The 12,191-nt window shown below is 66.9% G+C and carries 10 protein-coding genes; 2 read left to right on the forward strand and 8 right to left on the reverse strand.

Going from position 1 to position 12,191, the window contains the following annotated elements:
* Window positions 1-2: 2 nt before the first annotated feature.
* Complete coding sequence (locus tag VIL67_RS08680; RefSeq protein ID WP_332048479.1) at window positions 3-1,421, reverse strand: hypothetical protein; 1,419 nt, start codon at window positions 1,419-1,421, stop codon at window positions 3-5.
* Window positions 1,422-1,486: 65 nt separating this feature from the next.
* Window positions 1,487-3,565 (reverse strand): hypothetical protein, encoded by a 2,079-nt coding sequence (locus VIL67_RS08685; RefSeq protein ID WP_332048480.1) that lies wholly within the window; start codon window positions 3,563-3,565, stop codon window positions 1,487-1,489.
* A 225-nt stretch (window positions 3,566-3,790) separates the two neighbouring features.
* On the opposite strand from VIL67_RS08685, the gene VIL67_RS08690 reads away from it, so the two are divergent.
* On the forward strand, window positions 3,791-4,384 hold the full coding sequence (locus tag VIL67_RS08690; RefSeq protein ID WP_332048481.1) for a hypothetical protein: 594 nt from the start codon (window positions 3,791-3,793) through the stop codon (window positions 4,382-4,384).
* Window positions 4,385-4,511: 127 nt separating this feature from the next.
* Here the strand turns inward: VIL67_RS08690 and VIL67_RS08695 are convergent, their stop codons facing one another.
* Window positions 4,512-4,973 (reverse strand): hypothetical protein, encoded by a 462-nt coding sequence (locus tag VIL67_RS08695; RefSeq protein WP_332048482.1) that lies wholly within the window; start codon window positions 4,971-4,973, stop codon window positions 4,512-4,514.
* Between the two features lie 10 nt (window positions 4,974-4,983).
* On the reverse strand, window positions 4,984-5,319 hold the full coding sequence (locus VIL67_RS08700; RefSeq protein WP_332048483.1) for a helix-turn-helix domain-containing protein: 336 nt from the start codon (window positions 5,317-5,319) through the stop codon (window positions 4,984-4,986).
* Window positions 5,320-5,780: 461 nt separating this feature from the next.
* On the opposite strand from VIL67_RS08700, the gene VIL67_RS08705 reads away from it, so the two are divergent.
* Window positions 5,781-8,015: a hypothetical protein gene (locus tag VIL67_RS08705; protein ID WP_332048484.1), complete on the forward strand. Its 2,235-nt coding sequence runs from the start codon at window positions 5,781-5,783 to the stop codon at window positions 8,013-8,015.
* 32 nt (window positions 8,016-8,047) lie between these two features.
* On the opposite strand, the gene VIL67_RS08710 is transcribed toward VIL67_RS08705, so the two are convergent.
* The 4 genes from VIL67_RS08710 to VIL67_RS08725 all read right to left on the reverse strand — a co-directional run bounded on the left by VIL67_RS08710 (window position 8,048) and on the right by VIL67_RS08725 (window position 12,181).
* Window positions 8,048-8,470, reverse strand: a complete 423-nt coding sequence (locus tag VIL67_RS08710) for a helix-turn-helix domain-containing protein (RefSeq protein WP_332048485.1) — start codon at window positions 8,468-8,470, stop codon at window positions 8,048-8,050.
* Window positions 8,471-8,914: 444 nt separating this feature from the next.
* Entirely contained in the window at window positions 8,915-9,610 is a 696-nt protein-coding gene (locus VIL67_RS08715) for a PepSY domain-containing protein (protein ID WP_332048486.1), read from the reverse strand.
* Window positions 9,607-10,314 carry a PepSY domain-containing protein gene (locus VIL67_RS08720; RefSeq protein WP_332048487.1) on the reverse strand — a complete coding sequence of 236 codons (708 nt, stop codon included), beginning with the start codon at window positions 10,312-10,314 and terminating at the stop codon, window positions 9,607-9,609. The genes VIL67_RS08715 and VIL67_RS08720 overlap by 4 nt, the downstream gene beginning before the upstream one ends.
* 112 nt (window positions 10,315-10,426) lie before the next feature.
* On the reverse strand, window positions 10,427-12,181 hold the full coding sequence (locus tag VIL67_RS08725; RefSeq protein ID WP_332048488.1) for a tetratricopeptide repeat protein: 1,755 nt from the start codon (window positions 12,179-12,181) through the stop codon (window positions 10,427-10,429).
* Window positions 12,182-12,191: the final 10 nt, after the last annotated feature.

Here is a 12,191-nt window from a genome sequence, read left to right on the forward strand (position 1 = left end):
CCTTAGAAGCCAGACCGCACGACGAGGCCATCGTCCGCATCGGGGCTGTCAGTGGTGAGGCCGGATGCTTCCAAGAGCCCGACCAAGACATCGCGCTCGCAGTCCAGCCCGAGGCGGGCAAGGTCCTGCCGGACGAGGTTGAGCGTTGTGTCGCCCCCTGGCCGGCGCGCGAGCAGGCTCGTGACCGGTACAAGCCACTCCGGACCGGGCTCGAACCAAGTGCCCGCGGTGCTAGTCCGCAATAGCCCGTATAGGTCAGCGCGGTCGCCGAAGCCGGTCTCATCCGAACGGTCCTCCAGCGGCCTCAGGAGGTGCCGGATGAACTCGTGCAAGTTCTTGCCGTCGCTCGGGCTCGGCTGCGAGTCCTCCAGGAGGGCCTGCGCAGCGGGTGCAGTGAGGCTGCCGAGCCAATCCGCAAAGACGGCGCCGGGCGGGCGTCCATCATCCCAATCCGCCTCATGCAGCTTGGCTTCACGAGCCGCCGCCCGGAACGCCACCCCCTGACGGACCACGCCCTCGATCCACGGCCCGCAAGCCTTGGTCGAGATCGGCGTCCCGCTCCCATAGATGCGCCCAAGTGGCACTGGGCGGGGGTGGGCTCCCAGGTAGTAGTCGATCGTTCCTGCTGCGTCTGCAGGTGCCCCCCCAGCAGCAAGCGCTGCAACAGCCTCCTTCATGAGGAGGAAGACCCTCGCTTCGTAGAGGTACCCCATCGCAAGTGCTGTGCGCGCAATGCTCGCCTGCCAATCAGCAAAACGGCGGGCCGGCAACTTGTCTCGCCATCCAGCAGGCCCGTGCAGCGTGGACCATTTGGACCAAAACCACGCAAAGGGCGTCTCTGCAAGGTAGCCCGCCAGCGGCATCGGGCTTCCCTCAAGCGGCAGCCCGGAAGGTGACAGCTGTGGCCATGGCGAACCAAGTCCGAATGCCTCAAATGCTTCTGAGCAGAACTTGGAGAGGCCAGACTCGAGGAGGCCCGTTGCGCCCTCGCGGATAGCAGCTTGGCCAGCGTAGGCTCCTAAATAAGCGCGTGCCGCGGAGCCACTGCCAGGCGCACCACCCAATGCGGCGAATTGCTCAAAAATGCGATGGTAGCTTGGCGGCTGGGGCTTGTTCGTGAAGCCGCGGAGGTTCTGCAAAGCTGCAAGGTCCGGATTGACAAGGACCAGTGCGTCTCCCAACCGCGAAGCTTTGGCACGGGGCGCATACAAGGCACGGAAGAGCGCTTCCATCACCCGCAACTCGTTCGCACCTGGGTTCGCGAATACCGGCGCTGCCCCCACCATTTCCAAGGCGAGGGGTAATGTCCCCGCTTTGCCAACGTAGTTCGGGTTTTCCCGGTCCAGCAGCGGCAGGAGGCGCGGCCGCGAGCCATTCGGCGCCGTGACCGTAAGCTCCGGCTCGAGGCTGCCCCAGATCAAGTCCGTGACCAGACTCTCTGGCTGCCGCGTGTACTCGGGCCGCGGGAGGCGAAATGGGTCGAGGGTCAATTTCCAGCGTCCATCAACTTCAGGTGCTGTTGGTCTGCGGCTGCTACGACCCGGAACTTCCGGCCATCAGCAAGTGTCACCTGCAGCGGGAGGCGCTTGGCTTGCGCGCGTGAGACGAGGCGGGCACGGGCTCGCTCCACGCGCGCCAGCTGGAGTTCGGGGATGTCTGTAAACCCCGCATCGGCGTCCGCTGCGATGAGCATTTCCCGGAGCAGGTCGAAGCTGATCGGCATGCCCGGGTCGCCGTCGTAAAGGCGGACCATCATCTGGTCGCCTTCTGCCCACATGCGGGGTTGCACGCTTGAGACACCCACGGACACCTGCGACACGCCTGACGTCGCAGGCGTCGTTGATGCCCTCGGCGACAACAGGTTAACCTGCCCGGATCCTGCCAGCAGGTTTTGGAGCCCCGCTCGCACGTCAGCATCCGGCTCTTGCTGCATCAGCAGCGCCTGCTGGGTCCGAAGGAACTGCTCGATTTCCGCGTGTTTGTGCAAGCGTCCGGTTGCAAGGCCGACCTGCGACAGCAGCAGGTGCAGCCTGGCCTTCAAGACGGCCGGCAGGGCTTCTGGCCGCGCCGCCTCGCCCGCCACGTACACCTCTTCGATGAAGGCAGCGATCTCGCGGTCAAGGCGGGCTTCAAGTTCGGAGTGCGCATCAGCAGGGACTTCGGCCCTGGTGCGAATCCAGCTGCTCGGTGCTTCTGAGCCCTCCACGGTCATGACCTCGACCGCCTGGATGCAATCGTGCTTAAGGTCGTCACCGGCCTCGCCCCCCCACCCAGAGGTGTCCCTCGAGGGGCGGATCGCGATACACGCGGCATTCAAGCGGGGAGGCCTCCCCGCGCCCAACGAGGCGAGCCACGCGGCGAGGCCAGCGAGGGGGCCGCCAGACGTGAGCACGTCGTGTTGTGCCGGCGTTAGCGCCGGGCCGCCGAACACCGCTGCATAAATGCGGTGGGAGACGAGGGCCGCGGCACCCTCAAGGCCCGGAGTGGCGGCCTTGGCCCTCACCCAATCGCATGGGTCCATCCCCTCCACCCACTCAGCTTCCAAGCCGCCGAGGATGGCGTTCGCCATTTCTGCGAGCAGTTCGCGGTAGGTGAGCCGCCATCCTGTCGTGACCTCGGCCGCACGCAACACGTCGAGGAAGTGAACGAGAAGGTCACGGTCCCTCAGCCAGCGAGCGTTCGCACTGAAGGGACACTCGTCGCTTGCCCTGCAACCGGCGCAATGCTGCCAGTTTGCAACATCAACAAGCTGGGCCAGCAGCTGGCCGGCTGGTGAGAGTGCACGGTCGCCGTTTCCCCCGGGCCTGTGTAGCTCTCCGACAGTAGCGTAAGGCTGGGGTTCGACCTCTGCTGCGCCGAATGTGATAGCCACCTCAGGGCCGGGTGGCGGCTCGACGAGCGAGGTGACATCCAAGCTGAGAGCATGGACGCACAATTCGACGCCCTGGATGAGGACCTGCTTCTGAGCGTAATAGGGCGAAGCGCTGGCGCCCTTCGTGTGCGACGTCGCGAGGAAATCCAGGATGTCCTGGACGGTTGGAACCGCCTGGTCGAAATGGTTTGCCCGCTCCTCGACGAGCACTCCCCGGTTCACGTTCGCGAACAGCATCAGCCGCCGGCCGCCGGTAATCGCGCCGAGTGCGTCGTCGATATCAGCCGCCAATCCGCCCAACCCGTCCACCGCTGGGCGGTCGATTGAGGCGTCGTTGACGAAGACTAGTTCCAAGCCGCTCGCCAACGAGTAGGTATCAGCTGGCCAAGCTTCAGGTAGCGCCCGGCTGGTCGGGCGTTCAGAGCTTGCGCTCGGAAGTGCGATCCCGATCGCGCTTGCGAGCTCCTGGATTGCTCGCGACTTGCCGTTGCCCGGCCCACCGACCAGGAAGAACCAGTTGACGCGGGCCTCACCTTCCGACGGCTCAGTCGCGAGCTGGCGGATGTAGCTGATGGCGTCGTCTACACCCGCGGGGAAGCGGCCGCGGAATCCGCCACCTCCGCCCGCGACAGGGACGGACACGGCTGCCGACTGGCCGTAGGCCTGGCTTAAAAGCGTATCGATTACTGGCACCACGCCCCTCCCCTAGCGCCCAGTCATTAGCGCACACAGACAACCTGAACTAGATGCCAGCTGGCGTCGCTCTGGCTGCCTGAAGGGGCTGCGCGGCGCCGCTCGAAGGCGGCGGCGACCGGCGTCCACCGCAATGCATTTCGGGCGAGGTCTCGGCGGGTTGCTTTGACTGCACCTTGCCCCCATCGTCCGCAGCGCAGGTTGTCTGCATCGACGGGGTGCTTTGTGGACCGATTTGCCTATTTGGTCGATCTGCGGTCGAAGATCCGCGAGGAGCTCAGCGATGTCCAAGACGCTGGGAACTCGTTGTTCTGGGACGATACTCGGCCCAACCGCCTCACACGGAGCAACCTATTCAGGTTGTATCAACACGCGCGCGAAGGCGCTGAGGCGTTCGGGGTTTACATCCTTGCACGCCACGCCGATTGCGGTTCGCGGTCGCACAAAGAAGATTACGTCATGGAGCCGATTGGCAACCGCGAGGTTGCCTACGGAGACCCTTCTTTCGTCTGGTCGCATCCCTTGGATCAAGCTACGGGCGAAAGCGCCTGCCCGTGCTCCAAAAGCACGAAGGCAAGGAAGCATTGGGTCATATACGATCTTATCTACGACAAGCGGGCGGATCAGGCTTTTTGCGTTGAGCTCGAGAAAGTACTTACCGATCTCTACGAAGCCGCCGGCCGTGCAGGCCCGAAGAAGCCGAGGTCCGCGATCCGAGAATACCTCCTGCGGGCATTGCTAGTCGTGAACGACCAGATCCTGCCTGAACCAGTTGAGGCATACATCGCAAGCCGGAGCGCAGCTGACGGCGAGCAATAGCGGGTTCAGAGGACGAACCCGCTCGCTCAGGTTATGCGGCCTAGCTCTAGGGTAGCTCCAGAAGCTCCGACCGGCCGCCCCTCGCGCACAGCGCGACTCGGCCGCCCCGCTTGTCCGACGGCAGCGCCTACTCCGGCGCGCCGAGCTGTACGCCAGCGGCGTCCAACCGCCGCCGGGCAGCCGCCCTGGCGGCCTCGCTAAACGCCGCGGGATAACGCAGGACAATGGCCTCAGCGGTGAACTCTGGCATGCCGTATTCCAGAACTTCGGCGAACCCCACTGTCTCCTTTAGGGCGCAGTATTCAAGGGCGGCGAGCTCGCCGTCCTTTTCGATCTTCCGGCGCATTCGGTTCATGCGCCAAGCCTTAGCCTTGTTAAGCCGCCGCGTGGCCTCGATAGTTTCCACCATCGCCCAGCAAGCGTGCTCCACCGTGCCAGGCGCGTGACGGGCCGAAACAGCCGCGAGGCGGCGTATTGCAGCCTGCTCAATTTGGCGAGACTTGCCTCGCGCGTTGCGGGCGAAGGTCATTAGTTTCTCGGTGTCATTTTCAGTAGCGATGCTGGCCAGGGCACGATCGATATTGGTCATCGAGCTTTCCTCAGAGAATTTCAATGCGGACGGTGATGTCAGCAGGCGCGAGTTCGAGTTCGGCAGCAACCTGGGCCTCGAACGCAACCTTCAAGCGCTTTAAGGCCTCTCGCTTCGACTCCGAGGCGCGCCGAGTGGTCGGAATTGCCGCCAAACCCATCAACGCTTCCTGCGTCGTCTGCAGCGCTTTGGCGAGGCGTGGCAGGGTGACGTCAGAAGGCGCGCTGCGGCCCCGCTCGTAGCCATTGTACTGAGTGACGTTCATCCCGGCTGCAGCCGCTACAGCCTCTTGGGTCATGCCGAGTTCGTCCCGCCGTTGGCGCAGCCGATCGCTGATGTTGATCATGCAGGCTCCCGCTTAACGTAGTAGAGTACATTGAATGTTTGTTGGCTTTTGAACTTTAACGCGCCTAGTCGGCCATTGCAATCGGTGCCCGGACTCGGCTGAGCACGAGGAGCCTGATGCTCCCGCCCGCCGACGCGAGTGCGTCTACGTCATCATGGTGCTACCTCGCGCTGCGTGCTGGTGCCCGCTCCTCAGCTCGGGTCTTACCTAGGCGGGCCTACTCAGCTCCCGGAGTTTGCTTCCGGCGCGCCCGAGCCCCGCGCCTAACTCGAGGCGGCCCGCCAATTCGGCTGCAATCGCAAGGCGCGAACGGGACCTCACATGCCAGAGGCCGAGCTAAGGCCGACCTATTGATGCGCTGACCCGCGCTTGGCCGTCGCGGGGCACCTGTCTCAGCGGCACCACTTCCGGCGGGTCACGGCACCTCGCGCGTCTTCCACTCTGATGGAGGGCACTCAGTCGTGACGAAGAACCGCATCACAGGGGCGCCAAATCCCGCGTTCCCGCGCATGATCTCGGATTTTGTGCACCTTCGTGCCGCCCCCGTCCTTCCGCCGCGGGATGTCGAGCGGCTGCGACTGTACCTGGTAGACCTGTTTCATCGACGTCAGCAGCCCCCCGCCCGCGGGCGGGGCCTTGATTGGCCCAAGCTTGCAGAAGAGGCCGGCCTGGACGCCGAGTTCTCGCCGGCCGCGCGCGCTGTTCTCCGGCCGGGTGTTGAGGCTCTCCGGCGCGAAATCGCAAAGTGCGACCAGGCTACGACCTCGCGCAGCCGTCTCGCTCCTTTAGCCCCCCCTGCGCAGCGGCTGGCGCCTCAAGCCCAAAGCAAAGAACTCGTCCCGGGGCGGCACGATATCGTGCCTGAGCCAGACGAACTTATGTGGCTGGATCCGGCAAGCTTCTCGGAATCCTTCGACCTCCACATGCGCCGCCACCGTGACACGGTGCGCCGGCTGCAGCTGGTGCTCGCGCATCGAGGGGTCTCCGTCGAAGGCTCGACCCTCAGGATGTGGCGACGCGGCCTCAAGGCTCCGCATGCCAAGGAGAGCCTGGCGATCCTGCGCCTTCTGGAGGAGCGCTGGCAGCTTCCTGCCGGCTACTTCAAACAGAAGCTCCCTCACCCCTCTCGCGCCACCTCAGGCAACTACGTCTCCGGTATCGGCCGCGCGGAGCGCCGCCGGCTCGCCTGGCATCTTCCGGACGACTTCGACGGCCGCCTCCCGTCTGAGCAGGAGGAGATCATCGACTGGGTGCGCCGCGTGGTGGTGTCGGGCTCCACCGAATATCGACGCTTCCAGGCCCTGGCCGCGACCCAACCGTTCGCGCTTCGGTTTCGCGGGCTGGAGGAGAGCCTTCGCGGCAGGAAGAGGACGCGCCGCGGCACGCGATTAGCTCCTAGTGAACTGCACGGCGAGATGCAGGCGCTGCTGGAGTTCAAGACCTGCACTCTCGCGCCGCTCGGCTATCGTCGACGCGGCGTGTGGGGGAGCGAGACAGCCGCGCAGAAGCTGGAGCAGCTCAGCCTCCTATTCGGCGCGCTGGCGGCCGATCCGCTCGGCCCGGTGCGTGGCGGAGGGGTGCCGGTGACAGACCTCACCTTCGGGATGCTCGCACTCCCACGCGTCTGGGACTGGTACGTGACCTGGCGCGAGCGCCGACGCGGCTTCTTCACCGACTGGGAAGTCGACATGCTGAGCCTGGCGGTCGCCCTCACCTCCCCCGAGACGGGTTGGGTTGCTCAGACGCCAGTATTGGCTGAACGTCTCGTGCCGATCCCTGGCTTGGTGTCCGCGAGCGAGATCGCTGCCGCTCGGGAGGACTGGTCCGGAACGTGCGCGAAGATGCAGAAGATCGGCTTGGCACGGTCGAAGGAGATCGCACGTGTGAGCCGGGTTCACAGAGACTCGTTCGAAGCGATACTGCCTGTTCTCGAAGCCGACAGCCCCGTGGGCGAATACCGCAAGATCGCCGACGAAATCGTGCGACTTCAGCCCTGCGGAAGTCGGTATCCCAAAGCCGCGGCGGAGGGCTCGAGATCCTTCCTCATGATCCGGCTCGGCCTGCATCTTGGCTTCCGGCAGAAAAACCTCCGCCAGCTCCTCGTCTGCTTGCCACACGACAGGCCTCGTCCCGAACGCCAGCTCGCGGAGCTGCGGCGCGGAGAGCTGCGCTGGAGCGAACGCGATGCGGGCTGGGAAGTCTTCGTCCCACATGTGGCGTTCAAGAATGCAGGTTCCTCCTTTTTCAGCGGCCGCGCTTTCCGGCTGATCCTGCCGGACGTGGCCGGCCTCTACGCGGAGATCGACAGCTACCTCTCCCGCCACCGGCGTAGACTGCTGGGCGAGGCCCGGGATCCCGGCACGTTCTTTGTGAAGTCCGTGAAGGTCAGCAGTGAAGATGCGGCCTACAACCAGACCACGTTCTACGAAGCGTGGCGGTGGATCATCCAGCGGTATGGAATCTACAACCCCTGGACCGGGAGAGGCGCCATCCGTGGCCTTCTCCCGCACGGCCCTCACAACGTCCGCGACGTTCTCGCCACGCACATTCTCAAGCAGACCGGCTCATACGAGCAGGCAAGCTACGCCATCCAGGACACGCCCGAAACGGTGGCGGCGCACTACGGCCGTTTTCTGCCCCATGACAAGGCAGCCATCGCAGCCCAGGTGCTCAACAGGGCCTGGGAAGTCAGCTGAAGTCTGGGGAAGACAGCCTCAAACGCAGCGGACTAGCTTGAGAGGAGCGCTTCGATCGCCTGGCGAGGAATCAACGTGCGTGAGCCAACTCGCACCACCGTCAAACGTCCGTCCTTCATAAGCTTGTAGAGCGTGCTGCGTCCGATCCCACTCACGGCGGCAGCGTCCTTGACGCTGTAAGCCTGCGGCGTCTGCGGGCCCGCAGCACCCACCCGCGCCGCGATCCTCGCGACATCAGCGTCGCTGAGAGCCCCACCGGCCGTTGCCGCGGAAGGAACCTGCCAGGTGGGAGGCTCAGAAGGTGGAAGCTCGTTGACGAGCCGGTCAATGTCGCGCCTTCGCCAGCGATACGCGCCCTTTGCCGGCTCTACCGCGGCTACAGCATTCACGCGGCAGAGGCTCAGGAAGCTGGCTTCATCCAGTGAGACATACCTCGCTGCCATCTCCAACGGCATCAGCGTTGGCCAATGGGGCAGCGGCTCAGCTGCCGAACCTCTCTGCGCCACGACCGTCCCTCCGCGCCGTCCCACTTTGTGTATGACGCACGGAGACCTCCACTCCTCCGCTCCGCCTGCTCATGGGGTGCGCGATCGTAGGAACGCGCGCTATTTCACCCGAACGAAGAGGAACAGAAACGTGAACATGTGCGTGCAAAATTCGCACACACGCCGGCCTAACTGATTGACGATGCTTGCCTTTCGGCCCAGTCCATCATAGGGGCGACGGAGAGCTTATGGGGCGGAGATCGCTGCAATCTTCTTGTGCTCGAGGCGGTGGGCGAACGCGATCCTACTGATCGCGCTCCGCGCGGGCTCTACGACGCCGACGGGTGGGGACCCAAGTGAAAACGGCCGCTCGCCCATTCCGCTTCGCCCCAGCGCGTCGGGCGGCGAGGCGATCTAGGCAAGGCCCAAGCCGCGGAAGCTGCGGAACAGCAGGATCAGGCCGCTCAGGGCGAGCCAGGCGCCGGCGAGGGCGAAGGTGACGATCAGCGGGTGGTTGAAGCTTTGCCGATCGTCGTAGTCCATGACGTGCAGCATCCAGGCGATGTCCCAGAGCCGCCAGGTGTCGTTCCGGACGTCGAGAACCTCGCCCGTGGCGGCCGAGACCAGCAGGGTCGTTTGCTCGTCGTCGGCGAACGCCACGCGCCAGACGGGCAAGGCCAGGTCGCGGGTCTCCAGGGTGGGGCGCGCCACGCGGGTCACGGACGCGACCGGCGCCTGCCCGCTGAAACGGGCCACGGCGAGCTCCCGCCCCTTGTCCGCGTCGATGGTGACGGGCTCGCCCGAGATGGCGTCGACCAGCTTCACGCCGGCCGGCGAGGTCGCCTCGTACACCCAGCGGTCATAGAGCGGCTTCAGCTGAAGGCGCGTAACCGGTCCGCCCACCGCCTCGGACACGCGGGCGAGGGGCAAGGCCACGTCGGGCGGCGGGAGCTCGGCGACTGGAAGCAGCGCGTCCTCGGCCGCGACCTGCCGCTGGTCGAGCAGGGCCATGACGGCGCCGCTGGCCGCCCACAGCAGGAACTGCAGGCCGATCAGCAAGCCGAACCACTTGTGGAGCCACCGGATCACGTACATCGGCGACCCGCTCATGCGCGGCCCCCCGCGCCGCGGCGCCTGCGGCGGAAGCTGTAGAGCAGCAGCCAGGCCCCGCTGACCGTCGTCCCCACCGCCAGCCAGGTGAACGCGCGGACCAGCGGGCTATTCACGTCCTCCCGCGCCTCGTAGTCCATGATGTGGAGCATCCAGACGAAGTCGTAGGCGCGCCACAGGTCGTGCCGCCGCGACACCAACTCGCCGGTGAAGGGCGAGATGTAGAAGGTGGGCCGCCAGGCGCCTTCGAACTCCACCCGCCAGACCGGCGCGGGCCGCCCCCGGATCTCGGCCGGCGCCCTGGTGAGGTGCTCGGTGCGAACCACCGCCCCCTCCCCGGCGAACAGCGCCTTGGCCCGCGCCTCGGCTTGCTCTGCGCTCAGCGGAGAAAGCTTGCGTCCGGTTCGCGCGTCGAACAGCGCCGGCCCGTCCCGGGCCTGGACCACATAGACCGGCAGGCCGAGCTGGGTCTCCAGCCTGGCGCTCCTGAGGCCCGGCGCCAGGTGCGTCAGGCGGGCGGGTTCGACCAGGCCGGCGAGCGCGATCGGCGGAGGGGGCGTGGCCTTCACCAGGCGGTCACCACGGATGATGTCGATGTGCACGACGGTCATGTAGACGCCGCTGAGGGTCCAGAAGACCGCCTGGACCGCGACCACGAGGGCCAGCCACTTGTGGAGGTTACGGGCCAGGGCCGGCCAACGCATTTAGGTCTTCTCGCAGGTGGAGGTCGCCGCCGCCGAGGGCCTGCCCCCCAGAAGCTCAGATCAGGCGGACATAGCCGCCACAGCCCACCCGTCATAGACCATCGCCCACCGCTCAAGCCTCTGCGAGCCGCTCCCGTGCGACCCGTGCGGCTTCGGCGATGGCCCGCGCCCACTCGCCTGGGACCTCCTGGCGGATCAGCTGGACCGAGCCGTACCAGGGCATGCGTTCGCCGGCGTCAAGGTAGCGCCATTCCGGACTGGCCGGGACGAGGCCCAGGCACGGGGCGCCCAGGGCGCCCGCCAGATGAACCGTCGTGTTCTGCACCGACACCACGAGGTCCATGTGGGCGATCAGGGCGGCCAGCTCGGCGAAGTCGTCGATCTCCGCCCTGGGGAACAGGCGGATCGAGCGGCCGAGCCGCTCGGCCGCCGCGGCGACCTCGGCGGGCACGTCGCCGTACTGCAGGCTGACAATCTCGCAGCCCGGGAGATCGAGCACGGGCGAAAGGGCTTCGAGCGCCACCGAGCGGGCCGCGCCTCCGGTCTTAGGCGTGCCGCCGCGCCAGGAGATACCGATGCGCCGGACGCCCCCGCGCGGACCGCGGCGATCGGCCCAGCGCGCCCGCGCCTCAGGCGGCGCCTGCAGGTATGGCGTACCCGGGAAGTCCTGCCACTTATGGCGGAACAGGCGTCCCAGGCTGCCGATGGCGACCACGCGCCGGGCGCCCGGGTCGGCGCCGTGCGGCAGGATCTCCAGCTCCGGAAAGGCGTAGGCGAAGAGACGCGCGAGACGGGGGTCGGCGATCAGGCTCACCCGGCCCGCGATCCGCAGCAGGTCCGGAAGCGCGCTGGCGAACATGATGACGTCGCCGACGCCCTGCTCGCCCACCACCAGCACCTCGGCGCCCGCCAGGTCGGCCCCCGTGACCTCGGGCTCCAGGCGCGCCTGCAAGGCCGGCGAGACGTGGGCTGAGCATTCGGCGCGGAAGTCGGGCGCGCCCCAGCGGCGCTCGTAGCCCGCCCAGCCTTCCGCGAAGCGACCAAGGGTGAGCAGGCAGTAGCTCCGGTTGGCCGCGGCCTCCGGGTAGTCGGGCCGGGCGGCCAGCGCCTGGTCAAAGGCTGAGATGGCCGCCTCATAGCGGCGGAGCCGGCGCAGCGCCGCGCCCAGGTTGTTCCAGGCCATGGCGAAGGCGGGGCGGAGCGCCACCGCCTGCCGATAGGCCTCCACGGCTTCCTCAAGCCGGTCCAGACCCGCCAGTGCGATGCCGCGGTCGTTGTGCGCCTCGGCGAAATCCGGTTTCAGCGCCAGCGCGCGGTCGTGCGCCGCAAGCGCATCCCCCAGCCGCCCGAGCTCGACCAGGGCGCCCGCGCGGTTGTTGTGCAGGGCGGGGTCATCCGGCTTCAAGGTCACGGCGCGGTCGAAGGCGCCAAGGGCCTCGTCGGGGCGGCCGAGGTCGCGCAGGGCGTTGCCGAGCTTGCCAAGCGCGTCCGCGTCGTCGGGGCGAAGCGCCAGCGCGCGCCGGTGGCTCTCGGCGGCGGCTTCCGGGCGGCCGAGCGCGCGCAACACCACCCCGCGGACGACATGGACGCCGGCCTCCATGGGCGCGAGGCGCACGGCCGCGTCGAGGGCCTGCAGCGCCGCCTCGAGGCGTCCCAGACGCCAGAGCACCGTGCCAAGGTTGGCGTGCGCCGCCGCACGGTCGGGCTGGCGCCGGGCGACCTCGCCATAGGCGGCGGCGGCGTCCTCCAGCCGCCCCTCGCGCTGCAGCTGGACGGCGCGGCGGAACACGTCGTCGGGTTGGCTCTCGTCGGCCATGGCGCGCTGATAGCGTGATTTTTCCGCCGCGTCCGTGTCGGGGCGCGGCATACTCGACCGT

Origin of the sequence: Phenylobacterium sp., from assembly GCF_036563385.1 — a bacterium.
In the GTDB taxonomy this organism is placed as follows: domain Bacteria; phylum Pseudomonadota; class Alphaproteobacteria; order Caulobacterales; family Caulobacteraceae; genus Phenylobacterium.

Excerpts from the sequence above, each read along its gene's own strand:
- VIL67_RS08695 (WP_332048482.1), bottom strand. The coding sequence starts at position 4,973 with ATGACCAATATCGATCGTGCCCTGGCCAGCATCGCTACTGAAAATGAC.
- VIL67_RS08700 (WP_332048483.1), bottom strand. The coding sequence starts at position 5,319 with ATGATCAACATCAGCGATCGGCTGCGCCAACGGCGGGACGAACTCGGC.
- VIL67_RS08710 (WP_332048485.1), bottom strand. The coding sequence starts at position 8,470 with ATGCCGTTGGAGATGGCAGCGAGGTATGTCTCACTGGATGAAGCCAGC.
- VIL67_RS08715 (WP_332048486.1), bottom strand. The coding sequence starts at position 9,610 with ATGAGCGGGTCGCCGATGTACGTGATCCGGTGGCTCCACAAGTGGTTC.
- VIL67_RS08720 (WP_332048487.1), bottom strand. The coding sequence starts at position 10,314 with ATGCGTTGGCCGGCCCTGGCCCGTAACCTCCACAAGTGGCTGGCCCTC.
- VIL67_RS08725 (WP_332048488.1), bottom strand. The coding sequence starts at position 12,181 with ATGCCGCGCCCCGACACGGACGCGGCGGAAAAATCACGCTATCAGCGC.